Origin of the sequence: Herpetosiphon giganteus, assembly GCF_016907925.1 — a bacterium.
GTDB classification, from domain to species: domain Bacteria; phylum Chloroflexota; class Chloroflexia; order Chloroflexales; family Herpetosiphonaceae; genus Herpetosiphon; species Herpetosiphon giganteus.
In genome coordinates, this window is record NZ_JAFBCZ010000007.1 from 190408 (window position 1) to 215421 (window position 25014).

The window sequence follows — 25014 nt, forward strand, 5'->3', positions numbered from 1 at the left end:
TAAAAACTTAACCTTCGTGTTCTTTGTGTCCTTCGTGGTTAAAAATAATCTTCGTGTGCTTCGTGGATCAAAAAACACACTTCATGTGCTTCGTGCATCAACCAAGGGTAGGAACAAAATCTGCTATCCTAACGTTGATCTCGCAGTGAGGTTGGCACAACGCCAATTTTAATTAAGGAGTTTTATCGAATGCGTAAGGGAATTTTGCTGCTCGTATTGACCTCCGTTTTAGCAGCATGCGGCACCGCACAAAGCACACCAACGACTGCGCCAACTGCGACAGTTGCGGTAACCCCCACAACCGATAGCGCGAGCTATCCAACTCCTGATTTGGCCCAAAGCGAAATTGGCCTGATGATGATTGAGAGTGTGTCAGTTACGGTCAAAGAATCGATGCCGCCCCAAGTAATGGTTGAAATTAACGGCATGCTCAACGATGGTTGCACCGCATTCCACGAAGCGAAGCAAGTGGTTGAAGGCAACACGATTAAAATTGAAGTAACCACAATTCGGCCAAAAGATGCAATGTGTACCCAAGAAATCTCACCATTTAGCACCACGATTCAAGTTGATGCGCAGCTCCAACCAGGCGAATATACAATTCTGGTTAACGATGTTGCTGAAGCGCTTAAATTGTAAATTTGCTGCGAGCTTTTGATTTCAGCGGGGAGCTTCGGCTCTCCGTTGGTTGTTTAATCTAGCATATCAAGCACGAAAATAATTTAATTAATTTCTAAGCACCGCCTAACTTTGACAGATTGGCAAGCTGTTCTAAAATATCGAACAGACAGTACAACCATGAAAGAACGCTATGCAACAATTTCGCTTTATAGATTTATTTGCCGGGATTGGTGGGTTTCGACTTGGGCTTGAGGCAGTTGGTGGTATGTGTGTTGCCTCGGCTGAGATCGATCAACAGGCACTGAAGGTGTATCGCCAAAACTGGCCTGCTGATAGCGCAGACCACAATTTAGGCGATATTACAACCCTTGCGCAATTGCCTGCACACGATATATTAGTCGGCGGCGTACCGTGTCAGCCGTGGTCGATTGCAGGTAAAAATCAAGCATTTGATGACCCACGTGGGCAATTGTGGACTGATGTTATTCGTTTAGTGCGAATTAATCAACCAAAAGCTTTTATCTTTGAAAATGTCAAAGGCTTAGTCGATCCACGTAATCGCTTATGTTTAGAAAGTATTCTTGATAGTTTTAAAGATCTGGGTTACAACGTTTACTACAAATTATTAAATTCATTTGATTATGGAGTTACTCAGAATCGTGATCGGGTTTTTATAATTGGTATTCAACAAAAACTTGATCTGATCAGTTTTTCGTTTCCAGAATATGCTGAATCTGAACAACGGCTTTACCATATTTTAGATAATCTTGAAGTACCAGAAACTAAACTTGAATCAATTCCAATTCAGCGCAATTTATTTGGTGAGCGAATTGATGTTGGCTATAATAAATTAACTCCTCGTGGTGCATTTAATGATTTTTTTATTCTTAACGATATTCGCAATGGGCCAACAAGTATTCATAGCTGGGAAATATACCCCACAACCGAGCGCGAAAAACAGATTTGTATGATTATTATGCGTAATCGACGTAATTCTCGTTATGGCGACTGCGATGGCAACCCGATGAGCTATCAGGATATAGCTGAATTGGTTGCTGGTTTAGCAGAAAAAGAATTACAAACCTTAGTAGAAAAACGAATTTTACGTCAATATGCTGATGGTAAGTATGAATTTTTTAATCGGCGTTTATCTGGTGGGATCGATGGAACATACCGAATTTTTTTACCAAATGCGCGCTTTTTTGGTACATTAACCGCACGTGGAATGCACGATGAAATTGCTGAAATTAGTGTTAGTGGTGCTAATGCTGAGGAATATAAACATAATTTTATTCAGCAAGTGTTAATCCCAAAACGCTATCGGAAAATTACCGTAAGCGAAGCTGCTCGTTTACAAGGCTTTCCTGGATCATTCCAATTTCACTCCAACCAATCGGCAAATTTTCGCTTGATTGGTAATAGTGTCGCTCCACCAGTTATTGTTGCTCTTGGTAAAGCTTTGCAAAGTATAAAATTATTTGAGCCATAATTGTGCGAGGTTTAGGCTATGGCAATTAATCCAATGACTCGCGATAAAATTAAAGCTTATCTCAATAGTTTCATTGAACAGCAATTAGCAGTGTATACGCAACGAAACGTGCGTGAATTTCACGATGTTGATAGTTATTTAGCTTCTCTATCAGCAGATGGTGATCTGAAGCCGTTTCACGCATCGCTTATTCCAGCAGCAATTATGCGCTTAAATCGGTTTGAACGCAGCTTAAGTACCGGGCTTGGCTCAACCTTTGAGGAATGTGCACGCTTAATTGCGCTTAATCATCATGCAATTGCGCTCCGTAGCTATGATCTACAGGCCTCGCTTGATCAAGCCCAATGGGCTGCAATCGATCAATTAATTGCTACGCTTGATCGTAGCCAGCAGCGCCAAATCCCAACACTTTATGCGATGCTTGATCAACTTCAATCAATACAATTAACCGGTATTACAGAAAATCATGTTGTGCGCGCAGATTTATACATTCAACGCCATGATGGCAGCGAATTATTCTTTGAAATAAAATCACCCAAACCTAATAAAGGCCAATGCCTTGAGGTTATGCAACGGTTACTCCGCATTTATGCAATCAAACAGCAATCCGCTGTGCCAATCAAGGCTTTTTATGCAATGGCCTACAATCCTTGGGGGATTAATCGGACTAGCTATCGCTCAAGTATTACGAAAAATATACCGATTTTACCAATGCTGTGCTCATTGGTCAGGAGTTTTGGTCGTTAATTGGCGAGCCAACAACTTATTCTGAATTGCTGGAAATTTATCATGAGATAGGATTAGCAAAATCCGCTGAGATAACCCAAAAACTCCTGCAATAAGCTCATAGTGGCTCGCAAAAATGGTAAATGCGGCGCAGTTGTCCAACGATATTGCGGCTCCACGGCCAGCTGAACCAAACAGGATACAACATATACATTCTCGTTTCATGTAAATTGCAGGGAGCAAGCCCAACGCTTCGAGGCATAGCGCAACATCCACTGGCGATTTGGGCTTGCTTGAGCTGTATTCTAGCAACTGGCTATGAAAAAGTTGTGGAGAATGTTTGAACAATATTGACAAAGGCGGCATTTGGGGCTTGCTGCGTAGCATTCAAGGTTGTAAGGTAGAGCTTAGGAGCGATGCTGCTCCACTAGCTAAGGGTTGTTGGTATGATTGTTGATCTTTCTACGCGCTTGGATTGTGCTGCCAGCACCGCGATTGAGCATGTCACGACATCACGCCTTTTAGAATATGTGGCCAAACCATTGGTTACGTTTGTGCCCAAACACCCAAGCCAGCTGCCAACGATTTGGCACGATGGCACGTATTGGGTCGAGTTACGCTTATTTGGCCTGATTCCCTGCGGCAAACAAGCCATTGTGATTTCGCACCCGCAGCAGCATCCTTTTACGTTGCGCGATAATGGTTATAGCCGTTTGATTAAACGCTGGGATCATACGATTGAGGTGGCGGTTGAAGGCACAAGCACGCGCTATCGTGACCATGTGGTGGTTGAGGCGGGCTGGCTAACCCCAATTATCTGGCTCTTTGCTCAAGTTTTTTATCGCCACCGGCAGCGGCGTTGGCGACGTTTAGCCGCCAAACGTTTTCGCTATGAGTAGTATTTTGCTTGACCAAAATAATCCAGTCGTGCAATTGTGTATTCGCGGGGTGCAGGCCGAAATGCACGATCAGATTGCTGCTGCCCAAGCCGCCTATCAACAAGCTTGGGTTATGCGCCAAACTGCCTTGGATGGCTGCATCGCGGCCCATTATTGTGCCCGCCATCAACCCCCAACAACGATGCTCGAATGGAACCGAATTGCGCTTGAACAGGCCCAATTGGTTGAGCACGCAGCAATCAGCGATTTTCTGCCATCGCTGTATTTGAATTTGGCTTGGTCGTATGAACAAACTGATCAGTGTGCCCTCGCTGTGGAGCATTATCGATTGTGCTTGGCGAGCCTCATTGGCTTGGAAGCTAGCCCCTATCACACCATGATTCAGGAAAGTGCATTGGCCGCGTTGCAGCGGCTAGATCGGTAGCGTCCAATCGTAGCGTACCGCGCCCAAGCGCATCGCCGCGGTAATGCCAGTACACACTAAAACTGCCAGCGCATCAAAATTAAGATAGGTACACAACAGATAGCCACATGCGCCGACAAAAGCGCAGGTCACATACAATTGGGTGCTGCGCTGAAACACCAAGGGAATTTCATTGCACAAAATATCGCGCAGCATGCCGCCAACCGAGGCCGTAATTACGCCCATCAAGGCGGCGATGAAGGCTGGCATTGAGGCTTCGAGACCATAGGCCACGCCAACCGCCGTAAACAAGCCCAAGCCAAAGGCATCGGGAATCATAATTGCCTTTTCGGTCAGCGCAACCCAATCGGCCTTGGCCACAAAAAACGAACCAATTGCCAATGCCAACATCAACATTGGGTAAATCGGTTGTTGCACCCAGTAGAATGGGCGACGATCAAGCAAAATATCCCTCACTGTCCCACCGCCAAAGGTGGTCACAAACGCCACCGTATACACGCCAATTAAATCGAATGAACGGCGGCGGGCAGTAATAATGCCTGAAATGGCAAAGGCAATCGTGGCACAAATTTCAATAATCGAGAGCAGCGTTTCCACAACATCCTCTGAGTTTTAAGCTAATACAAAACCGCGCCGAAAAATCAGGCGCGGTTCATGTCGCGATTGTCTATCACTATACCACGAAGTTGCCATTGGTCTATAGCTATTTAGGGCATGGTTGAGCTAGCTGGATAGGCTCCATGGGCTGCCAAATATTCGTCCTGCAACAAGTCCATCACAATATCGTCGTGCCAACGCCCATTGCGAAAATTGATTTGGCGCAAACGCCCAGCCACTTGGAAGCCAACTTTGCTATAGACGCGCTGGGCACGTTGGTTATAATCGCGCACCGTCAATTGCAAGCGGTGAAAATTAAGCTCAGCAAAGACATAGCGGACGACCAAGTGCATTGCCTCGGTGCCATAGCCATTATCCCAAAACGCGCGATCAAGCATAATACCCAATTCTGCCGAGCGATTTTTTAATTGCGCGCCCCAAACATTGGTAAAGCCAATCAATTGACCAGTTGCTGTTAGTTCAATTGAGAAGCCAACATCGCTGCCACCATCGCGAAACCAATGGTCAAACATCATCACATTCGTTGGTTCATGGCGCAAACGAATATCACCATCGGTCTGCAAGGCCATAATCTCAGGATCACCCCACCATTGATGAAAGATTGGCAGATCTTCTTGGCCAACAGAGCGCAGGGTCAAGCGACTTGAGCTAAACATGGGGTATACTCCATCGTAATTCAGCAACCCTGATTGTAGCACGTTCTTCGTAAATTTGGCACGAGAGGCGCAATAATGCTCGATTTGACCCAGCTTGATCAACCAGCCATGCTCACGCTTGCCCACGATCCTGCTACTGCTTCCGAGCAATTACAGGCGCTCGCCGAATGGCTTAAGCTCGTTCAAGTATCGCATTCGATTCAACCTAGCACAAGCTTGCATTATCTCACGATGCTTGCACCGCAAGGCCCGCTGGCAATTTTCCTAGAGCGGAGCAATGCCTCGCCTGTAGTGGAAGCCTTGGTTGCCAACCCCAATACGCCAGCTACAGTTGCTTTAGAATTTGCTGCCGCTGTGCCTGCTGCTTTCTTCGCCAATCCCGCGTTGGATTCGTGGCTTTTGGCCAATCCCAACTTGTTTCATCAGATTGAACCGCTGCGCGTATTGCAGTTGCTGCGCTACGCCAACATTCCAGCGCCTAGTTTGGCCTTGATTCGCACAATTAGCCCAGCAATTGCGCAAACTGTAGAATTGCATATTGGCTCGAATCCAGCGTTGGCTGCTGATTGGTATGCTCAGTATCAAAGCCATCAGCAGCAGGTTGCGTTGCCAGCTGTCGAAGCAACTATCCTATTGCAAGAATTGCTGTGTTTGAACGCGATCAGCGAGCCAATGTTGGGCTGGTTGCGTCAATCGAGCCTTGAGCAGCATCAACGCCTCTTTATGCAAGTTGCGGCCAGCAGCACGCCAGCATTTGAGCCACAAACGCTTGATTTCAGCCCAAAATATGCCACCCTGCTTGATGCGCCATTTGCTCAACGCCTGCTAGTTGCCAATTCCAATGATGTTAAAGGCCTCGCAATTTTGGCCGAAGACGATGAGCCGAAAATTCGGCTTGTCGTAGCGCAGAATCAAGCAACCCCGCGGACTGTTCATCAACTGTTGGAGCTTGATGATTCGCAGCATGTTCGGGCGGCATTGGCCAGCAATCACAGCATTACGCCAACATTATTGTTGATGCTGGCGCGCGATCATAGCTGGTCGGGGTTGCCAATTCGTTTGGCCGCAGCCCGTAATCCGGTTGCAACTCCCGAAATTCTAGCGCTTTTGGCCCAAGATCAGGCTTCGCTTGTGCGCCAAACCGTGCTTCAGAGCCAGCACATTGCGCCAGAAATTGGCCAACAAGTTCGCCAACGGGCATTAATCGAAGCCTTGTATGCGCTTGATCCATGGTTGCATCTGCTGGCATGCGGCCATCCTGCTACGCCAATTGAGCATTTGACCAAGGCTGTTCGTTCGCCATGGTGGCTTGGGCGGGCTGCCTTGGCCGAAAACCCGAGTTGCCCAAGCGCTGTGCTTGAGCAACTCGCCAATGATGGCAATTGCTATGTACGACTGCTTGCCCAACGGCGATTTCAGCACACTTAAATAGCGGTGAGCCACGATCTGTTTTGATTGTGGCTCGCTGCGATACGTTTGCTTATTGCCAATAGCCTGCCATCAAATCGCCGCCCCGAGTCGGAATCCCGCCGCCACCTGGGACTGCCCCACCTTGGGCATTGTAGACCGTGAAGGTCACTTCTTGGCTGGCCGCCAACCCACAGACATTGGTATTGCCAGCGCCGTCGACGTTGCCGCGATTGCCCAGCCCATCGACAGCAACAAACCAGCCGCCGGTGTTAACGCCGCGAATATGCACTGCAAAACAGGTTGGGTCAACCGCGTTTTCTGCATACTTTTGGAAGTACAAACGTTGGGTTTTTGCGATAGTTGGCACGGCAGTTGGTGGTGCTGGCCGTGTTGGCGTGGCTGGTACTGCGGTGGGCGAAATTGCGCGTAAACGCGCACGCAAGTCGCCTACATCGATATTCGGTGCATCCTGCGCTAACTCCAAGGCCAAACTATACACTTCACGAGCTTTTGCTAGTTGCCCAGTTTCTTCAAAATTCTGGCCCTTCGCGAGGTAGGCCTTGAGCATTGCATCGATCACCGCTAAATCGTTTTTCAATCGTGCGAATTCCTGCGTCGAATTGATTTGGGCTAAGCTTTGATCTAATTGATCGATTGCCGCATCCCATTCTCCATCGCTGAACGCTTGTTTGCCCGCTTGATAACTGCCGAGCAACTGATCAAGCTGTTTGGCCAACGCATGATTAGGCTCAAAACGAAAGGCCTCGGCGAGATATTGCTTGCTCATGACAACAGCATCTGGATTCGTCAACGTGCTGAGTGCCCAATTAAAATAGGTCGCCGATCCAATACTTGTCAGCTCAAGATAGTTTTTGTCAATCTCCCAGACCCGATTAAACGACTTGGCTGCTTTTGGCCAATCTTGCTGGGCATAGGCTTCTTGGCCAACACTATATGCCAAGCGCTTGGCTTCTTGTGGATCGCTTAGTTCTTCAGCGCCAGTTGGGGCCGGCGCTAGGGTTGTAGTTGCTTGGAGCGATGGGGTGATAATGATCGCACTTTGATTTGCAGGAGTCGCGGTCGGTTCGACGGTGCTGGTTCCGAAAGCTCGGTTACCAGCCCAAATCAGGCATAACACAATGAAAAAGGCTCCAGCACCAAGCAAGCGTCGATCGTGGGTAAGCTTTTGCCATGAGTTTGGCTTTGGTGACACATAGCTTGGTGGCGCGAAATTTGGCTGCGAATCTGGGTTGAAATTGACTTGGCTCGGTTGCTGGTAGGGTTGCTGAATTGCTTGATTTGGCATTGAGTGTGGCCCATGGTTGAAATTGGGCTGGCTGGCTGGCTGGTAAGGTTGCTGAATTGCTTGGTTTGGCGTTGAATGTGGCCCATGGTTGAAGTTGGGTGTGCTTGTTGGCTGATTAGCAGTACGCTGATTGATTTTTGCTGGAGTTGAAGCGCTTGGATAGCCTGCTGTTTCAATTGTTGGTTGATGGGCAGCCTGAACCACAGCTGGTAGCGGCTGATTAGGAATTGACCGTGCTTGATGATATTTGGATTGTTTGAGTGCTTCAATAAAATCTGCCATGGTTGCAAAGCGTTGTGCTGGTTGGCGTGCTGTTGCTTGGGCAATCACTTCAGCTGTCCGAACCGGTACAAGGGGCGCAAGTTGGGGCAACGCTGGCAAATTGGCCTTAAGAATCTTACCAATAATGCTTTGAAGCCCAGCATTTTTATGGTAATAGGGATGTTCGCCCGCCAAAGCCTCATAAAGGATTAATCCCAGCGCATAAATATCTGCACGAATATCGGGCGTTTCGCCCTCGAAAATTTCTGGAGCTGTATAAGCAATGGTGCCTGCAAATCCCCCAGTTTGAGTTAAACGAGATTGATTCGTTACGAGCGCAATGCCAAAATCGGCTAATACGGCATCACCATTGTTGCGAAAGAGAATATTACTTGGCTTAATATCACGGTGAATAATGTTTTTGCCATGGGCATAATCAAGGGCCGAGCCAATTTGTTCACCAACTTTAATCATAAAATCAAGTGTTTGTTGCTGATTGAGGCAATCGCCAAGTGTGCCACCATTAATATATTCCATGGCAATAAATGGAATTTCCTGTTGTGTTGCAACAAGCCACAACTTGCCTGTCTCATAAATTTTAACAATATGCGGATGGTGCAATTTATTGATTGCTGCTGCTTCACGTTGAAAACGCAGCAAACTATCTTGATCATCGGTTGCATCTGGATTTAATACTTTGAGGGCAATTGGTGGAAACGCGGGATGTTCCGCATAATAGACCTCGGCCATACCGCCTGCGCCAATTTTATGCCGAATGAAATACTCGCCGAATTGTTGGTTGTTAAATTGAGGATGTGCTAAGTTACTCATACTGGCCCCTTAACCGTAACGCTGAATAACTGGAAATCATCACAAGCAAATAGCCCTAGAAAACAGCTAACGCCGCTTATAAGTGCTCAAGAACCTGTTCGTTTGAACTATAGACTGATTGAATGATTGAAGTATTATCACATTATTTTGTTCGCTTCGCAAGTTTGATTTTCATTTTGCTGCGATTACATAGCAATCTATGTTGGCATTACCTTTCTGTTTAGATACATTTTAATGGGAAATTTCGTGCCTTATCCATACCAATTTGCCAATTTATCTAAATTCGGAACTGGCTTGCTATTGAATAACATGTTATGAATTGTGATGATGATTTGAGACACAAAAATCCCCTAGGCTATCAACATAGCACTAGGGGATTTTGCAAGGTACTTTTGGTCTATATAAAAGTGGTATAGATGGTTATTGCCAATAGCCCGTCATCAAGTCGCCGCCCCGGGTTGGAATCCCGCCACCACCTGGGACTGCGCTACCTTGGGCATTGTAGACCGTGAAGGTCACTTCTTGGCTAGCTGCCAGCCCACAGACATTGGTATTGCCTGCGCCGTCGACGTTGCCGCGATTACCCAAACCATCAACCGCGACAAACCAACCATTGGTACCCACGCCGCGAATGTGGACTGCAAAACAGGTTGGGTCAACCGCGTTTTCTGCATACTTTTGGAAGTACAAGCGTTGAGCCACTGGCACGGCGGTTGGTGGCGCTGGCCGCGTTGGCGTTGCTGGAACCTCGGTTGGAGCCGTCGCGCGAATGCGGCTATTGGCGGTGGCTACATCCAAATTGCCATCAAGCTCTTGCAGGCCAGCAGCCTCGCGATAGATCGCATTGGCTCCCTCGATATTGCCTGCTTCTTCAAGTTGGCGACCACGGCCAAGATAGGCTTCATACAGCTGTTTGACGGTTTGCAGCTTGCCCATCAGATCACCAAATTCGCCGCTGCCCGCAGTTTGGGCTTCGCGATAGGCGTTGATCGCTGCTTGCCAATCTTGCTGTTCGGCAGCGGTTTGGCCATTCCGATACAGATTCAGCACTTTGGCCAAATTGGTACCTGGTTGATGGTCGGGCTTGAAGCCAAAGGTTTTATTCAAAATTTCAAGCCCACTAGCCACTTTGTCAGGGCCGGTCAATTCGTTGATCGTCCAGTTGTAGTAGGTTGCCGAGCCAATATTGCTCAAATCAAGATAGGCTGGGTCGATTGCGAGCACTTTATCGAAGGCGGCGGCAGCTTTTGGCCAATCTTGTTGGGCATAGGCTTCTTGGCCAACCACATATTCCAAGCGCTTGGCTTCTTGGGGATCGCTAGTTTGCTCGGCAGTTGGCGTTGCCGCAGCAGTGGTTGTGGTCGTTGCAGTTGGTGTAACATCGCCACCAGCAACGCTGGCATCCGAGGTTGCGGTTACAACGCTCGCAATATTGGGATCGTCTTTGCCACGGCCAAAGCTCAAAAATGCAATGACGAGCAACGCTAAAAGTGCACTACCCAAAGCCACAAGGACTTTTGGTGAACGGAAGAAATCTTTGGCTTTGCCAACAGCCGATGCTTTTGGTGGCATTGCATAGGGCGGTGGCGCATCAGCATAATCTGCTTCAAACGATTGGGCAACTGGCGCTGCAGCAGGCCGCGCTAGCTCAATCCGTTGGGCATTAATTGGCCGCGCTGGACCTTTTTTCGGCATCGGCTCATTCGATAGCGAAGCCCCACCCATCGCTGGATAGGCTTGATTACCCGTTTGTGGGTAGGCCTGATTACCCGTTTGTGGGTACGCCTGATTGCCGGTTTGTGGGTAGGCCTGATTACCCGTTTGCGGATATGCTTGATTACCCGTTTGTGGGTAGGCCTGATTACCCGTTTGTGGGTAGGCCTGATTACCCGTTTGCGGATAGGCTTGATTGCCGGTTACTGGATAGGCCGGATACATGACGGTGCTTTCATTATCGACAGGTTGATTGGTTTGACTTGGAATCGGTCGATTGGGCACGCTATGCGGCGTATACATCATCGTGCTTTGATCATCAAGCGGCACGGTTGGCGCTGCTGGCACAGGCTGATTGGCCTGCGAGGGAGCGCGTGGAATTTCTTGATCTGGCTTGGTGGTTGGGGCTTGGCGCAATGGCGTTTGAGCCGCAGTTGATTGTTGATTGACCACCGGATTTGGCTGAGCTGGCGTGTAAATTTGAGTTGCATCAACTGGTGGTTGAGCGACCGGCGCAGCAGGTTGTTGATTGACCACCGGATTTGGCTGAGCTGGCGTGTAGATTTGGGTCGCCTCAACTGGCGCAGCAGGTTGTTGGTTGACCACCGGATTTGGCTGGGCCGGCGTGTAGATTTGGGTCGCCTCAACTGGCGCAGCAGGTTGTTGATTGACCACCGGATTGGCCGCTGGCGGCGTATAAATCATGGTGCCTTCGCCTGCATCGGGCAACGCCGAGGCCGCTGCTGAGGCTGCTACTCCAGCCCCAAAGGCTTGGTTTTGATTATTGCCTGCCTGCGGATTGCGTTGTGGTGGGCGATTTGGCGCACCAGGTCGATTGGTAATCGGAATCATCGGGCGACCGCTGGCGTTCAATTGTTGCGCTGGGCGATCACTGACCCGATTGAATTTAGCCTGCTTCAACGCCTCAACAAAATCTGACATGGTTGCAAAGCGGCGGATTGGATCTTTGGCAGTTGCTTGGGCCAAGATTTCAGCAGTTAATGGTGGCACATGCGGCGCTACATCTTGCAATGGTGGCAATGGCGTAGTCAGAATCTTGCTCATGGCAATTTGCGCATTGGTGCTGATATTAGCGTAGGGATTATGCCCGGCCAACGATTCATACAAAATCAAGCCAAGCGCATAAATATCCGAGCGCATATCGGCAGTTTCGCCCTCGAAGATTTCAGGGGCGGTATAAGCAACTGTGCCAGCAAAGCCACCAGCTTTGGTCATGCGTGCTTCATTATTGGCCAAAGCAATCCCAAAGTCGGCGAGCACGGCATGGCCATTGCTGCGGAACAGAATATTACTTGGTTTAATATCGCGGTGAATAAAGCCTTTGCCGTGAGCGTAGTCGAGTGCCGAGCCAATTTGCTCGCCCATTTCTAGGGTCAGATTCAGCGGCTGTTGCGGCTGTTGGCGCAATCGATCGGTTAATGTCCCACCAGCAATATATTCCATTGCAATATAATGGATTGGCTGGTAGGGATTTTGGGCTTGGGCAATATCGCTCGCTTCGTAGAGCTGCACAATATGTGGGTGATGCAAGGTGCGATTGGCGCGGGCTTCGCGCATAAAGCGCTGAAGCGTATCGTTGTCGTGAGCAAAATAGGGTGGTAATACTTTGAAGGCAACCTGACCATAGGCTTGGTGCTGCGCGCGATAGACTTGCGCCATCCCACCACGGCCAATCTCTTCTTGCAATGTATACTCACCCAGTTGGGTATGTTCAAACGATTTCATTGCTGTAATCCTACAACGTCAACTGCGGAGTATCCCGCTTCTAGTATCAAGTGCCAAAAATTGCAGGCTGGGTTGTTGACCCATTATCACATCATTCGGCAACATTGACAAGCACGAAATTGAAGATTTAAAAAATTCATTAATTAAGCGCTTGAGCGCTTGCTATCGCGCTAAATTTAATCGGCTTGGCTCCAAAGGGGTTGCTAGCTATGTGGATACGCTCTGCAAACGATCGTTGATTAGCAGGTTTCGTGCCGCTACGATTAAAAGTTGGTTGTAATTATATGTTAGGAAAGACGGATTTGCTGTGCCCGCAGGCCTAAAATCCTACTTGCAAGCGGCGGAGAGTGCGGTATGCTAAGGTAACCACAGAGGTTCCCACCTTCATTTTTAAGGACAATCCATGAACCCGAATATTCGTTTGCTGTCGCTGGCTTGTGAACGGCTCGGTTTGACGTATGAACATTTACATTCGACCGAGAATATCCTGCGGATTGTTGGCCCAACCCGTAATTGGCTGTTTGTGAATTGGAAGGCTCCGCTCAACGACAACACGCTGAGCGAAATTTGCCGTGATAAAGATTATTTTTATACGCTGACTCACTCATCAATTAAGCAACCGCAAACTGAATCGTATTTTCACCCACTTGGGCCAGAGCGCTTTGCCAAATATCGTGCCTTTGATAGCTTTGAGGCAATTGCCGATGATGTGTTGGCTAAATTCGCCTTGCCTGTGATGATTAAACGCAATCGTGGCTCTGGCGGACTGAATGTGTTTCGTTGTCACGATCGCGAGGCTATTATTCGTGCTTTGGGCAAAATTTTCGATGGTGCAAGCAAAGATTTTGATTATATTGCCTTGGCGCAGGGCACAATTGACATTGCCCACGAATATCGGGCGGTTTTTTTGGATGGCCAGTTAATTTTGCTCTACGAAAAAAATATCGACCAAGCCTTGTTTGAAGGCAATCTTAGCCCGCTACACTGGAATGGTGGCAAGGCGGTGGTGATTGATGATCAAGCATTACACACGACGATCAGCAATTTTGCCGCTTCATTATTTGCAGCGCTACCGTTACGCTGGACGGGCTTGGATATTGCCCAAGATCGCGCTGGCGAATGGTGGTTGATTGAGGCCAATGCCTCGCCTGGCTTCGAATATATTGCCCGCGATGCTGGCGATGATGTGATTGTCGAGGTTTATTGCAAAGTCTTAGAAACTTTAGGCATTACCAGCCCCAAGCTAGCAGGAGCACAAGCATGAGCGCCCAACGTGATCAATGGATTGCCCAAATTGAGCAATTACCAGCCCAATTAACCGAACTTGTTCGCCCACTCAACTCGAATCAATTGACCACGCCATTTCTCGCCAATGAATGGAGCGTGGCCCAAAATATTCATCATCTGGCCGATTCGCATATGAATAGCTACATTCGCTGCAAATTAATCGCCACCGAGCACAATCCAACCCTCAAACCATACGATCAAGAGCTATGGGCCAATTTTGGCGATGCGCAGCAAGCTGATGTTGAAATTTCGTTGCAATTGTTGCGTTCGTTGCATGCCCGTTGGGTGCAGTTTTGGCGCGAATTACCCGAGGATGCTTGGGAGCGTACTGGCTTTCATCCAGAAAATGGCCCTGTCAGCTTGCTCAATTTGGTTGAAACCTATGCCGACCATGGCCTTGGCCATATCGACCAAATTCAACGTACTTTAGCTGCCGAGCCGCAATAATGAGCACGCTCCAAGCTGTGTTATTTGATGTTGATGGCGTGTTGTGTGTGCCAACCTTGCGGTTTGCCGCCTACTTGGAGCGCGAACATGGGATTACCAGCGCCCACACCCGTGAGTTTTTTCAGGGCGTGTTTTTGGAGTGTATCGATGGCAATGCCGATCTGCGCGACGTGTTGCCCGCCTATCTTGAGCAATGGCCGTGGCCATATGATCTCGATAGCTTTTTAGCGCATTGGTTTGGCGAAGAAAGCCTAATCGATGCTCGCGTATTGAATGCCATGCAACAGCTACGCGATCGCGGAATAAAGTGCTATTTGGCGACCAACCAAGAGCAGCATCGTAGCAACTATCTTTGGCACGATTTGGGCATGTGGCGTTGGTGCGATGGCATTTTAGCTTCATCAAGCCTTGGCGCGCGCAAACCAGAGCCTGCCTATTTCGAGCTAGTTACACAACAATTAGGGCTAGCGCCTGTGAGCATCGCATTTTGGGATGATACCCAGGCCAATGTTGTTGCGGCCCAAAGCCATGGCTGGCAAGCACAGCATTATCGTGATTACAGCGATTTAGCTGTTTGGCTCAACGCTAACTCAATTAACTAATTGCCTGAAAAAACAGAGACTGATGAATCACTATTGATTAATCGGTCTCTGTTTATTTTGGCTCGAAAAATAATATTCTTATGTTTATATTTTGCAAGCGAAATATCAGAATTATATCATTGACATAGTATTTGATTATTTGCTACCATCGCAATGTAGAGAACGAAGCCGCCACATCACTAAGCACTATCCTCGCCATCTTCAATAATCTGTTTTCATTTTACTGTTAATTATTTGAGGGGGCAGATAAGTGAAGCCCGAATCATTCGCGAATATTCGCTGCAAGAAGCACCAACAGCACCGCCAGCATTAATTAATTTCTGATACCGTATGGCTTCGTTAATCCACATCTAGGAGATTAGTTAAGGAGTGTTAAATGCGTTTACGTCTGTTCTTATTAGCGATTAGTCTTATAAGTTTAATTGGTTTTGTGGTTGTACAACGCAATGCTAAAGCCCAAACAATGCTCGAAACGAGCTTTCAAGCGCCAGTGATTAATTGTTTTGCCAATATCGAGCCAATGGCCGATGATCAAACTAGCTCAGAAGTGACCGACTCTGGTTGCGAGATTATTCCAGCCGTCGATGCAATTTCTGGAGAGAAGCAAGCAATAGGTCATTGCGTTATTAATATCGAGCCAATCGATCCAAGCAAGGCTGGGCAAAGCTCGAAGGTTAATTCGGCGATATGTTTCGCTACGTTTCAACAAGCCATTGAGCATGCGACTGATGGGTTGGTGAAGCTTTCAGCTGATAGTTCGCCAGAGTTGCTCGACCAAACAATGCTTGAATCTGCTGCTGCTGCCAAGACCACAATTATTGGCATTCAATGGGCCGATCCGCAATATTCAATCGCCGATGGTGGGCTGAGCCAAATTTGGACGACAAGCCAAACTGCTGGCTGCGATGGCTATAACTATGGGTTTGCCACCGTCGAATATGGCTGGAACAAACAGATTAGTTCGGCCAAAGCGTTTAGCAACTGCCGCGATTTTGAGCATTACGAACATGCCAATTGGACCGGATTACGTATCGATTGCACCCAAGTATGTCCAGGAATGGGAGCGATGAATAATCAAACTTCGTCATGGCGTTTGGATAATGTCCTGCCCTAGTTCGATCAATCATAGATGGATTAACCAAAAGCGCGATCAATTAATTGATCGCGCTTTCTTGAATGGAGCTTGATGCTTAATCGAGTTGTTCGCTCCAGCCGCGCTCTTGCAAATCTTCGCGCAGGCGTTCGGTCAATCGCTCGGCATCGGCGCGCCACGTATGGGTTGCTGGCGCTAGCTTCAAAAATTGATCAAAATCGGCAATTGCTCGTGCTGCCGATTGCAAGCCATGAAAGCTATGCAAAATGCCGCGTTGCAAATATGGCTCGGCCCACTCAGGATCTTGCTTGATTAAATCGCTGAAATCGCGGACTGCACCTGCATAATCATCAAGCTCGCGGCCACGAATGACTGCTCGGCGCAGGACTGGCATTCCCCACCATGGTGCATAGCTTTGGGCGCGGGTATAGGCATTAAACGCCCAACGATAGATTTGCTTGGAAAGGGTGCGATTGCCCCAATAGGTGCAACTTTGGCCCCAAGCAAACCACAGTTTGGCAGTCAACGGAATTTTTGCTTCGCTCATGCATGCTCCTTGCGGGCAATCGTCCTGACCCACGGCGGATTATTGGGCAAATCGGCATCAACCACCCATTGATCAAGCACGGTTAATCCAACTCCAGCCAAGGCTTTGTTCACCAATTCTGGTTGATGAAAGGCAAAAAAGCGGCCATCAGCATGCCATTGTTCGCCGTCGCCAACTTTGAGGCTCAGGTAGCAAACCCCTTGCGGCTGCAAAACCCGCGCAATCTCGCTTAAGGCCAGCGAGAATTCGAGGTGCGGCAGGTGGAGCAGCGAGGCTTGCGCCCAAACGCCTTGCACACTTGCCGCCGCAATTGGCAAACTCCGCGAATCGCCAGCAACTAATGGCACTTCTGCTTGTTTGGCCAGTTGCAACATCGCCCACGTTGGGTCAAGCGCAACCACTTGATAGCCTGTCTCTCGTAATAAACGGGCATCGCGGCCTGGCCCACAGCCAACTTCGAGAATTTTGGCTGGTGCTGCAAGCTGCTGCTTAAATCGATCAAGCGATTCTAAAACCCAAGGGCCAACTGCGCCACGGCGTTGCTGATAATCCTCGGCCATTATTTCGTAGGTGGCAACGGTTTGATTAACCTTGCGATCAGTTGGCTTATGCAGGATGGCATAAAAATTCCCAGGTGCGCTGGTCATCTCGCGCCGTTCGTAGTAGCGATAGCCCCAGCGCTCGTACATAGCCTGATTTTCGGGCGAAACTTCGAGCGCACCCAACGAAATGCTTTGATAGCCTTGGGCGCTGGCCCATTGTTCAACTGTTTGGACCAAAAGCTTGCCATAGCCACGGCCTTGAGCTTCAGGCTTGACACTCAAACGCCAAAGATGCAAATCGGTGTCGGTTGGTTTGAAGGTTCCAACCCGTACCGCCGCCACAATCTGATCTGCCTCTTCAACGACCAAAATTTGCCAATTGGGATGCTTGGCCTTCGATGCCTTCAGGCTCTCGACCGTTTCCGTGTAGACATAGGCATAGAGTTCGCTTTTGGCGCGCTGGGCGGCATAGGCGGCATAGGTTACATCAATAACCGCCGGATAATCTGCTTGGCTGGCCAAACGAACTTGGACTGATTGACGTTCCATTGTGCTCCGACCTTAAACAGCAAAATGCTCCGCTTTGTACTATACACCAGAAGTTTAATCCTCGGCTTTGCCAACCGCCAACACAACTTTAAGGTGGCTTTCGCCATACGCTGCGGGGTAATCCAAGGGTGAGGCGGGATAATTGGCTTCAATCACGCCATGCCATCGCCCTTGCTGCATGCCACGCTCGACGTGGCTGCGAAATTGTCGTCGCGACAAGCCAACGTGGTTACAACAGGCGATTAAATGGCCATTGGCTGGCAATAATTGCACCGCCAAGGCTACCAATTCGGCATAATGTTCTTCGGCCCGCCAACGCTTGCCCCGATTGCGCGCAAACGAAGGCGGGTCAAGAATCACCAGATCAAATTGGCGACCTTGGCGCACCCAACGGCTGAGCCAATCGAACACATCACCAAACACAAACTGGCGATCTTCAACTGCCAAATCGTTCAAACCATAATTAATTTTGCCCCAATCCAACGAGCGGCGCGAAAGATCGAGATTGGTGACGATTGATTGGGGCGCAGCCGCCACCGCCGCCACGCCAAAGCCACAGGTATAGGCAAAGGTGTTGAGCACCCGCAATTGGCTGTTGGCAACCAAATTGCGCACCCGTTGGCGGGTCTCGCGCATATCTGCATACAAGCCAACGCTCAGGCCATCGCTTGGCCGTAATTCATAGCGCAAGTCAGCTTCTTGAACCACGACCTGCTCAATCGGCGTGCCCCAAACTGGTGTAGTTGGGGCTAGCTCGGCCATTGCCGCCTCATCCACATTGGCGGCAGTGCGCGGGCGATATTTGGCATAGATTGCCTGCGGCTGCCATTGTGCAACCAAGGCATTGATTAAGCTCTGGGGTACTTGGCGCACCTGCTCGTTGTAGCACGACGCAATCAACACCTGATCAAGTTTATCAATCGTCCAATCTTTCAACCATGGATGGGTTACCCCATCGCTGGGGCCGTGAAAGACCCGAAAAATGGTAGTGGTAGGGTCGGCAACTAATGGTGCTCGCCGTTCAGCAGCCAATTCGATTAAGCCATTGAGCGCTGCTGGCTCGTTGCTGTGCTGTAATTCGGGCAAGCCTTGGGCAACGCGGGCAAATAAGGCTGGCACTGGCGCTTGAATGTGCAGTGTTGCTTGGCTAATTGGGTGGGTGAAACGCAAATCGCTTGCGTGCAACATCAGCCGTGGAGCAGCCCGCGCCACATCATACAGCGGGTCGCCAACAATCGGATGGCCCAATGCTTCGCAATGCACCCGCAGTTGATGGGTGCGGCCAGTTTTGGGGTGCAATTCGAGCACACTAAACCGCCGATCAGGGCTGCTCGCCACAACGCGATAATGGGTGATTGCTGTTTGGCCCCGCCGATCATGGGCTGGCGCGACCTGCATCAGGCCATCGCCAGCAGGCGCAATCGCCGCATCGATAACGCCTTGGGCTGGGTTTGGTACGCCATACACTATAGCTTGATAGGTTTTTTCAATCGTGTGTTCAGCAAAAGCTAGGGCCAAATTGGCATTGGCGGCGGGATCAATCGCGAACAGCATCACGCCAGAGGTATCGCGATCAAGTCGTTGATGAATTGCCAAATAGTCAAGTTGCAACTGAGCGCGTAATGCCCGTTCAACATCAGTTAATGCCAAATCGCCTTGGGGCGCGTGGGTTGCCACGCCAGTTGGTTTATTAATCACCACGATCTGCTCGTCGCGGTAGAGAATTTCGAGTTGCATTGGTTGTTTCCTTCAGTTAATTGCTGCTTAGTGTACCGTATAACCGAAGGATGAATTATGAGGGATGAAGTCAAAAATCAGAAGGCAAAAAGCTGTTTTAACCACGAAGAGCACGAAGAGCACGAAGAAATGGGGCTATTGGCTATGGCTGATGGCTCTAGGCTATTGGAAACATGATCAAATCAATCTGTGGAATCTGTGGCGAAAAAACTTAACCTTGGCGCTCTTCGCGTTCTTCGCGGTTTCGTCGCTTCGTGCGCTTCATGTCCTTCGTGGATCAGCACTTAACGCAGAGGCGCAGAGAGTAAGGTGAATTCCGAAGGATGCGGGCTACAACCCCAAACCTATAGCCTAGAGCCAATAGCCACAGCACCCTTCGTGTATCTTCGTGCTCTTCGTGGATCGAGAAGATTACATTCGGAATACACCATATTTTACATCGGCTAATGGTGCGTTGGCTGCTGCCGATAAACCCAGCGCCAAACTCATGCGCGTATCAACTGGATCGATAATCCCATCATCCCACAAGCGAGCGCTGGAATAATACGGATTGCCCTCGGCTTCGTATTTATCGAGAATTGGCTGCATAAAGGCTTGTTGCTCGGCCAAACTCAAATCTTGGCCTTTGGCTTGCAACCCGTCGCGGCGCACGGTCAGCAATACATTGGCCGCCTGCGAGCCACCCATCACCGAAATTCGGCTATTTGGCCACATCCAAAGTTGGCGCGGGCTATAGGCACGGCCACACATGCCATAGTTGCCAGCCCCAAACGAGCCACCAATCACCACCGTAAACTTTGGCACGCGGGCATTCGAAACCGCCATCACCATTTTGGCTCCGTCTTTGGCAATCCCGCGTTGCTCGTATTCGCGGCCAACCATAAAGCCAGTGATATTTTGCAAAAACAGCAACGGAATCGCCCGTTCGTTGCATAATTCAATAAAATGGGCTGCCTTCAAGGCACTTTCGGAGAATAAAATGCCGTTGTTGGCCAAAATGCCGACTGGGTGGCCATAGATATGCGAGAATCCCGTCACCAAGGTTGTGCCATAGCGCGCCTTGAATTCATCCAAGCGCGAGCCATCGACAATGCGGGCAATAATTTCGCGCACATCAAATTGCTTGCGAGTATCAGCGGGAATAATTCCATACAATTCTTGGGGATCGTAGCGCGGCGCTTCTGGTGTGCGTAGCGGCCATGGGTTGGCTTTGCGATGCTGCAAATTGGCCACAATCGAGCGTGTGATCGCCAAGGCATGCTCATCGTCTTCGGCAAAATGGTCGGCAACGCCCGAAAGGCGGGTATGCACATCGGCTCCGCCTAAATCCTCGGCGCTGACAATCTCGCCGGTTGCTGCTTTGACCAAGGGCGGGCCACCAAGGAAAATCGTGCCTTGCTCGCGCACAATCACCACTTCGTCGCTCATGGCTGGTACATACGCGCCGCCAGCGGTACAACTGCCCATCACGACTGCAATTTGCGGAATGCCCAAGGCCGACATTTGGGCTTGATTGTAGAAGATACGCCCGAAATGCTCGCGGTCGGGAAAAACTTCTGCTTGCAACGGCAAAAATGCCCCGCCGCTATCAACCAAATAAATACAGGGTAAATGATTTTGCAGCGCAATTTCTTGGGCGCGCAAGTGTTTTTTGACCGTGAGTGGATAGTAGGTGCCGCCTTTGACCGTTGCATCGTTGGCAACAATCAGCACCTCAACGCCCGATACGCGCCCAATTCCCGTAATTACGCCTGCCGCTGGCACATCGTCTGCGTAGACTTGCCAAGCAGCCAAAGTGCCAATTTCGAGCCAAGCGCTACCCGGGTCAAGCAACCGCTCAATCCGATCGCGGACAAGCAATTTGCCGCGACTTTCGTGACGGGCGCGGGCCTCAGCACTGCCACCTTGGGCAATCTGCTTGGTTTGTTGACGTAATTCTGCCGCCAATTGGCGATGAAAATCGGCGTTTTGGCGAAATTCAGGGCTATGAATATCGAGCGTACTCTGAATGATCGACATTGATCGTTCCTTATCACTAGACGTTCGCTGCGAACATGATACCGATGATTGCGCTTAAAACAAACCAACCCGAATTGTTTGCTCGCCATAGGGAAAATCCGGGTCGTCGGGATACATGCCATAGCGCGAGAAAACCCAAGCTTTCAAGGCATGTTCGTTATCAATCACTGCCTCATAATGTGGCGGCTGATGGCGCTCGCAGGTGGCAACTTCATACTCAACACAGACATTTGGGCGCTGCATATAAATGCCACAGCGGCTATCGTCCTGCAAATGCTCGCATGGCAGGCCAATTTCTATTTCCCAAACCGATTGTTTGACCAAGCATTTTACGCCGCGATGCAGCACCAGCCAGCGCAACACATCAAAATCTTCGCGGGTTTCGGGGGTATCAATTGGCAAAATAAACGAGCGACAACACAAACCACCACAACCAGCACAACTCGGCTGATTCTGATTAATCACATTGAGAGCAAGCGACATAGTTCTGTTCCTTGTGGATGAAGTAAACACTGGACGAATCTATTTTAATCCAAAAGTGCTTATTTAACCACGAAGGACACGAAGAGCCACGAAGAATAATTAGTTGGAGAGGTTTAACGCAGAGGCGCAGAGAGAGAGAGGCTATAGGCTATTGGCTGTGGGCTATCGGAGATTGGTTTGAAATTCCAAATCATGTTCCGATAGCCAATAGATGTAATGGTTTATTGCGTTAACGACGGTTTGCCCCCTCACCCCCTAGCCCCCTCTCCCGTCGAACGGGCGAGGGGGAACCACGAGACAAGTGCTCCCCTCGCCCGCGTTCAGTGGGAGCGGGGCTGGGGGTGAGGGCATGCACCTGGTTGCCAATCCAATGAACCATTACATTTATGCTCCATGTTCTATGTTCTTTGCTCTATGTTCTACCTAGTCAATTCAAATGTTGCTTGCAAACCGCCAATGCTGCTTGGTGCAACCCAAACATGAAACTCGCCTGGCTCAACGATTTTTTGCATGGCGTTATTGTGGAAACTGAGGTCGGCACTGCGTAGCTCAAACGTCACTTCTTGGCTTTGGCCAGGCTCTAATGCTATTCGTTGAAAACCTTTGAGTTCTTTGATTGGGCGCGTCATGCTGCCGACCAAATCGCGAATATACAGTTGCACAACTTCCGAGCCAGCATACTTGCCGGTGTTGGTAATGGTGGCGCTGATGCTGAGGGTTTCATCAAAGCCTATTTTTGGGCTGGATAAGCGTAGGTTGCTATACTCGAATGTTGTGTAGCTCAGGCCATAGCCGAATGCAAACAAGGGCCGATGATCAACATCAAGGTAACTTGACGTAAAGCCGCTGGGGTCAAGCGGTGTGCCAGTTGGAATGCTGGGCGCATCTTCGCTTGGCGGGCGGCCAGTGTTTTTGCGGTTGTAGTAGACTGGCACTTGGCCAACCGTGCGCGGGAAGCTAATCGGCAAGCGACCCGAGGGATTATCCAAGCCAAACAATAAATCGGCAATCGCTGGGCCTGCCATTGTACCAGGATGCCAAGCATACAACATGGCTTGCACTTTATCCTGCAATTCGCCCAACACCAACGAACGCCCAGCCATTACCACGGCGACTACAGGCTTGCCAGTTGCCACCAAGGCATCGATCAAGGCCAATTGTGCGCCAGGCAAATCGATAAAAGCACGGCTGTGGGCTTCGCCACTCAGGCCTGCATCTTCACCCAAAAAGGCCAGCACCACATCGGCTGCTTGAGCGGCAGCAACCGCTTCGTCAAACAAGCTGTGATCGGTGCTGCGAGCCTCAGCCAAACCTTGGGCAAACACAACCTGTGCGTCGCCAAGCAACGCACGAATCGCTTGCAACGGGGTTTGGCTATCTTCTGGCTTGCCATCAAATACCCAACAGCCAAGTTGATAAGCGGCATGATTGGCCAATGGGCCAACGATGGCAACCTTGGTTTGGTTTTGGCTAAGCGGCAAGGTTTGTTTATTGCTCAGTAGCACGCAGCTTTCTTTGGCAATTTGGCGCGCTAAATCCAAATGCTCGGCGGCAAGCAAGCTTTCAGCAGCGGCAGCATTGGCGTAGGGTTGATTGAATAAGCCCAAGCGAAACTTAATCCGTAGCACCCGCCGCACTGCATCATCAATTAAATCGAGGCTGAGCGTGCTACTTTCGACTAATTCAGCCAGATATTCGGCGTAGCTGGTGCTGGCCATTTCCATATCAACCCCAGCTTGTACGCCCTTCAAGGCAGCATCACGGGCATCGGCGGCATAGCCATGGGCAATCATTTCGACAATCGAAGCCCAATCGCTCACGACCATGCCATCGTAGGCCCATTCGCCTTTCAAAATCTGGCGCAAAGTAAATTCGTTGCCCGAGGTTGGCACGCCATTCAAATCGTTGAAGGCGCTCATAAAGGTGGCTGCGCCAGCTTCAGCAGCAGCATGGAATGGCGCTAAATAGACATCACGCAACAAGACCTCAGGAATCCAAGCGGTGTTGTAATCGCGGCCATTTTCGCTCGCGCCATAGCCAACATAATGCTTGGCGCAGGCGGCAATCGCCTCGGGAGCAGTCAAATCGTCGCCCTGAAAACCTTCGACCATCGCCACGCCCATCAAGCTGGCAAGATAAGCATCTTCGCCACAGCTTTCGGCAATTCGGCCCCAACGTGGGTCGCGTGCAATATCGATCATCGGCGCGAATGTCCAGTTGATGCCAGCGCCTGAGGCCTCGCGGGCGGCAACCCGAGCGGCTTCGCGCACTAAATCTGGGTTAAACGATGCTGCTTGGCCAAGCGGAATTGGGAAAATTGTGCGAAAGCCGTGGATTACGTCGCGGCCAATTAACAGTGGAATGCCCAAGCGCGATTCTTCGACTGCGATGCGCTGAATTTCGTGGGCCTCTGCATCGATCACGTTCAATACTGAGCCTAAGTTGCCTTCACGCACGAGAGTTTTTTGGTTCTCGCCAGTACCATGGAGTTGGCGCATTTGGCCAATTTTTTCGGCTAGCGTCATTTGGGCCAACAAGGCTTCGATTTGTTGCTCATACTGCATATCTGTTTGTCCTCATTGAGCACGCTGACTGTCATAGTCAAGTTGGCAATCACCATTCGACAGCCTAGAATCGGCCATTGCCGCCCATGCAGGTTGGATTTTTAGCTGGGGATGTTTTTTGAATCAAGTTTCGATTTTTGATTCGGTTGATCGGGTTATTAAATTTCTGCAAGCGCTTGCAATTGTGCGGCTAAGCCTGCGCGCTGTCAAGTTGGGCCAAAAATATGAAGAGTGATCCCCTCACCCCAACCTCTCGCCCGCGTTTTCGTGGGAGCGGGGGCTGGCTTACAAGGGTAGGTAGTTAAGATCCCATCACCCCAACCCCTCTCCCGTGGTGCGGGCGAGGGGCTTTTGGTTGGATGGATTTGGCATGAATGGTGGTTGATCGATGATTTTCGGTTCTCCAATCGTGCTCCCCCTCGCCCGCGTTTTCGTGGGAGCGGG

At 49.7% G+C, this 25014-nt stretch carries 21 protein-coding genes; 11 read left to right on the forward strand and 10 right to left on the reverse strand.

The features are described 5' to 3' along the window. Positions 1-189: 189 nt before the first annotated feature. The 6 genes from JOD20_RS08810 to JOD20_RS08830 all read left to right on the forward strand — a co-directional run bounded on the left by JOD20_RS08810 (position 190) and on the right by JOD20_RS08830 (position 4159). The gene (locus JOD20_RS08810; protein WP_204754914.1) at positions 190-639 is read left to right on the forward strand and encodes a hypothetical protein; all 450 of its coding nucleotides are present in this window, start codon (positions 190-192) and stop codon (positions 637-639) included. Between the two features lie 172 nt (positions 640-811). Beyond that, entirely contained in the window at positions 812-2110 is a 1299-nt protein-coding gene (locus JOD20_RS08815; protein ID WP_204754915.1) for a DNA cytosine methyltransferase, read from the forward strand. Positions 2111-2128: 18 nt separating this feature from the next. Then, positions 2129-2857 carry a TdeIII family type II restriction endonuclease gene (locus tag JOD20_RS08820; RefSeq protein ID WP_204754916.1) on the forward strand — a complete coding sequence of 243 codons (729 nt, stop codon included), beginning with the start codon at positions 2129-2131 and terminating at the stop codon, positions 2855-2857. After that, a complete protein-coding gene (locus JOD20_RS27080; RefSeq protein ID WP_476702820.1) occupies positions 2827-2952 on the forward strand; it encodes a hypothetical protein in 126 nt (41 codons plus the stop codon). The genes JOD20_RS08820 and JOD20_RS27080 overlap by 31 nt, the downstream gene beginning before the upstream one ends. A 330-nt stretch (positions 2953-3282) precedes the next feature. Beyond that, a complete protein-coding gene (locus JOD20_RS08825; RefSeq protein ID WP_204754917.1) occupies positions 3283-3735 on the forward strand; it encodes a hypothetical protein in 453 nt (150 codons plus the stop codon). Then, positions 3728-4159: a hypothetical protein gene (locus JOD20_RS08830; protein ID WP_204754918.1), complete on the forward strand. Its 432-nt coding sequence runs from the start codon at positions 3728-3730 to the stop codon at positions 4157-4159. The genes JOD20_RS08825 and JOD20_RS08830 overlap by 8 nt, the downstream gene beginning before the upstream one ends. Here JOD20_RS08830 and JOD20_RS08835 read toward each other — a convergent pair. Then, positions 4148-4756, reverse strand: coding sequence for a TRIC cation channel family protein (locus JOD20_RS08835; RefSeq protein WP_204754919.1), 609 nt, complete (start codon positions 4754-4756; stop codon positions 4148-4150). The genes JOD20_RS08830 and JOD20_RS08835 overlap by 12 nt on opposite strands. Positions 4757-4866: 110 nt before the next feature. After that, positions 4867-5433, reverse strand: a complete 567-nt coding sequence (locus JOD20_RS08840; protein WP_204754920.1) for a GNAT family N-acetyltransferase — start codon at positions 5431-5433, stop codon at positions 4867-4869. Between the two features lie 75 nt (positions 5434-5508). Between JOD20_RS08840 and JOD20_RS08845 the strand changes: the two genes are divergently transcribed. After that, positions 5509-6861 (forward strand): hypothetical protein, encoded by a 1353-nt coding sequence (locus JOD20_RS08845; protein ID WP_204754921.1) that lies wholly within the window; start codon positions 5509-5511, stop codon positions 6859-6861. Positions 6862-6913: 52 nt separating this feature from the next. Here the strand turns inward: JOD20_RS08845 and JOD20_RS08850 are convergent, their stop codons facing one another. Together JOD20_RS08850 and JOD20_RS08855 are read right to left on the reverse strand one after the other, a co-directional pair. Then, entirely contained in the window at positions 6914-9241 is a 2328-nt protein-coding gene (locus tag JOD20_RS08850; protein ID WP_204754922.1) for a serine/threonine protein kinase, read from the reverse strand. 420 nt (positions 9242-9661) lie between these two features. Then, positions 9662-12700, reverse strand: a complete 3039-nt coding sequence (locus JOD20_RS08855; RefSeq protein WP_204754923.1) for a serine/threonine protein kinase — start codon at positions 12698-12700, stop codon at positions 9662-9664. Between the two features lie 403 nt (positions 12701-13103). Here JOD20_RS08855 and JOD20_RS08860 point away from each other — a divergent pair, with 403 nt between their 5' ends. The 4 genes from JOD20_RS08860 (at position 13104) to JOD20_RS08875 (ending at position 16150) form a co-directional block, all read left to right on the forward strand. Then, positions 13104-13964 (forward strand): ATP-grasp domain-containing protein, encoded by an 861-nt coding sequence (locus tag JOD20_RS08860; RefSeq protein ID WP_204754924.1) that lies wholly within the window; start codon positions 13104-13106, stop codon positions 13962-13964. Then, positions 13961-14434 carry a DinB family protein gene (locus JOD20_RS08865; RefSeq protein WP_204754925.1) on the forward strand — a complete coding sequence of 158 codons (474 nt, stop codon included), beginning with the start codon at positions 13961-13963 and terminating at the stop codon, positions 14432-14434. The genes JOD20_RS08860 and JOD20_RS08865 overlap by 4 nt, the downstream gene beginning before the upstream one ends. After that, complete coding sequence (locus JOD20_RS08870) at positions 14434-15036, forward strand: HAD-IA family hydrolase (protein ID WP_204754926.1); 603 nt, start codon at positions 14434-14436, stop codon at positions 15034-15036. The genes JOD20_RS08865 and JOD20_RS08870 overlap by 1 nt, the downstream gene beginning before the upstream one ends. Positions 15037-15412: 376 nt before the next feature. Further along, complete coding sequence (locus JOD20_RS08875; protein WP_204754927.1) at positions 15413-16150, forward strand: hypothetical protein; 738 nt, start codon at positions 15413-15415, stop codon at positions 16148-16150. 76 nt (positions 16151-16226) lie between these two features. Here JOD20_RS08875 and JOD20_RS08880 read toward each other — a convergent pair whose 3' ends face one another. From JOD20_RS08880 to JOD20_RS08905, 6 genes are all read right to left on the reverse strand, one after another. Continuing rightward, positions 16227-16676, reverse strand: coding sequence for a tetratricopeptide repeat protein (locus JOD20_RS08880; RefSeq protein ID WP_204754928.1), 450 nt, complete (start codon positions 16674-16676; stop codon positions 16227-16229). Beyond that, positions 16673-17767 (reverse strand): GNAT family N-acetyltransferase, encoded by a 1095-nt coding sequence (locus JOD20_RS08885; protein ID WP_204754929.1) that lies wholly within the window; start codon positions 17765-17767, stop codon positions 16673-16675. Before JOD20_RS08885 ends, JOD20_RS08880 begins: the two co-directional genes overlap by 4 nt. Before the next feature lie 54 nt (positions 17768-17821). Beyond that, positions 17822-19504: an RluA/RlmK domain-containing protein gene (locus JOD20_RS08890; protein ID WP_204754930.1), complete on the reverse strand. Its 1683-nt coding sequence runs from the start codon at positions 19502-19504 to the stop codon at positions 17822-17824. Positions 19505-19915: 411 nt separating this feature from the next. Then, on the reverse strand, positions 19916-21523 hold the full coding sequence (locus JOD20_RS08895) for a carboxyl transferase domain-containing protein (RefSeq protein ID WP_204754931.1): 1608 nt from the start codon (positions 21521-21523) through the stop codon (positions 19916-19918). A 54-nt stretch (positions 21524-21577) separates the two neighbouring features. Next, positions 21578-22006, reverse strand: a complete 429-nt coding sequence (locus JOD20_RS08900) for a YkgJ family cysteine cluster protein (RefSeq protein ID WP_110513037.1) — start codon at positions 22004-22006, stop codon at positions 21578-21580. A gap of 419 nt (positions 22007-22425) precedes the next feature. Then, a complete protein-coding gene (locus JOD20_RS08905; RefSeq protein WP_204754932.1) occupies positions 22426-24570 on the reverse strand; it encodes a glycoside hydrolase family 3 N-terminal domain-containing protein in 2145 nt (714 codons plus the stop codon). Between the last annotated feature and the right edge of the window lie 444 nt (positions 24571-25014).

What these genes read in the sequence shown, in the direction of transcription:
- JOD20_RS08855 (WP_204754923.1), bottom strand. Translation starts at nt 12,700, where the DNA reads ATGAAATCGTTTGAACATACCCAACTGGGTGAGTATACATTGCAAGAA.
- JOD20_RS08820 (WP_204754916.1), top strand. Translation starts at nt 2,129, where the DNA reads ATGGCAATTAATCCAATGACTCGCGATAAAATTAAAGCTTATCTCAAT.
- JOD20_RS08850 (WP_204754922.1), bottom strand. Translation starts at nt 9,241, where the DNA reads ATGAGTAACTTAGCACATCCTCAATTTAACAACCAACAATTCGGCGAG.
- JOD20_RS08885 (WP_204754929.1), bottom strand. Translation starts at nt 17,767, where the DNA reads ATGGAACGTCAATCAGTCCAAGTTCGTTTGGCCAGCCAAGCAGATTAT.
- JOD20_RS08845 (WP_204754921.1), top strand. Translation starts at nt 5,509, where the DNA reads ATGCTCGATTTGACCCAGCTTGATCAACCAGCCATGCTCACGCTTGCC.
- JOD20_RS08815 (WP_204754915.1), top strand. Translation starts at nt 812, where the DNA reads ATGCAACAATTTCGCTTTATAGATTTATTTGCCGGGATTGGTGGGTTT.
- JOD20_RS08870 (WP_204754926.1), top strand. Translation starts at nt 14,434, where the DNA reads ATGAGCACGCTCCAAGCTGTGTTATTTGATGTTGATGGCGTGTTGTGT.
- JOD20_RS08905 (WP_204754932.1), bottom strand. Translation starts at nt 24,570, where the DNA reads ATGCAGTATGAGCAACAAATCGAAGCCTTGTTGGCCCAAATGACGCTA.
- JOD20_RS08830 (WP_204754918.1), top strand. Translation starts at nt 3,728, where the DNA reads ATGAGTAGTATTTTGCTTGACCAAAATAATCCAGTCGTGCAATTGTGT.
- JOD20_RS08860 (WP_204754924.1), top strand. Translation starts at nt 13,104, where the DNA reads ATGAACCCGAATATTCGTTTGCTGTCGCTGGCTTGTGAACGGCTCGGT.
- JOD20_RS08865 (WP_204754925.1), top strand. Translation starts at nt 13,961, where the DNA reads ATGAGCGCCCAACGTGATCAATGGATTGCCCAAATTGAGCAATTACCA.
- JOD20_RS08890 (WP_204754930.1), bottom strand. Translation starts at nt 19,504, where the DNA reads ATGCAACTCGAAATTCTCTACCGCGACGAGCAGATCGTGGTGATTAAT.
- JOD20_RS08825 (WP_204754917.1), top strand. Translation starts at nt 3,283, where the DNA reads ATGATTGTTGATCTTTCTACGCGCTTGGATTGTGCTGCCAGCACCGCG.
- JOD20_RS08875 (WP_204754927.1), top strand. Translation starts at nt 15,413, where the DNA reads ATGCGTTTACGTCTGTTCTTATTAGCGATTAGTCTTATAAGTTTAATT.
- JOD20_RS08900 (WP_110513037.1), bottom strand. Translation starts at nt 22,006, where the DNA reads ATGTCGCTTGCTCTCAATGTGATTAATCAGAATCAGCCGAGTTGTGCT.
- JOD20_RS08895 (WP_204754931.1), bottom strand. Translation starts at nt 21,523, where the DNA reads ATGTCGATCATTCAGAGTACGCTCGATATTCATAGCCCTGAATTTCGC.
- JOD20_RS08840 (WP_204754920.1), bottom strand. Translation starts at nt 5,433, where the DNA reads ATGTTTAGCTCAAGTCGCTTGACCCTGCGCTCTGTTGGCCAAGAAGAT.
- JOD20_RS08880 (WP_204754928.1), bottom strand. Translation starts at nt 16,676, where the DNA reads ATGAGCGAAGCAAAAATTCCGTTGACTGCCAAACTGTGGTTTGCTTGG.
- JOD20_RS08810 (WP_204754914.1), top strand. Translation starts at nt 190, where the DNA reads ATGCGTAAGGGAATTTTGCTGCTCGTATTGACCTCCGTTTTAGCAGCA.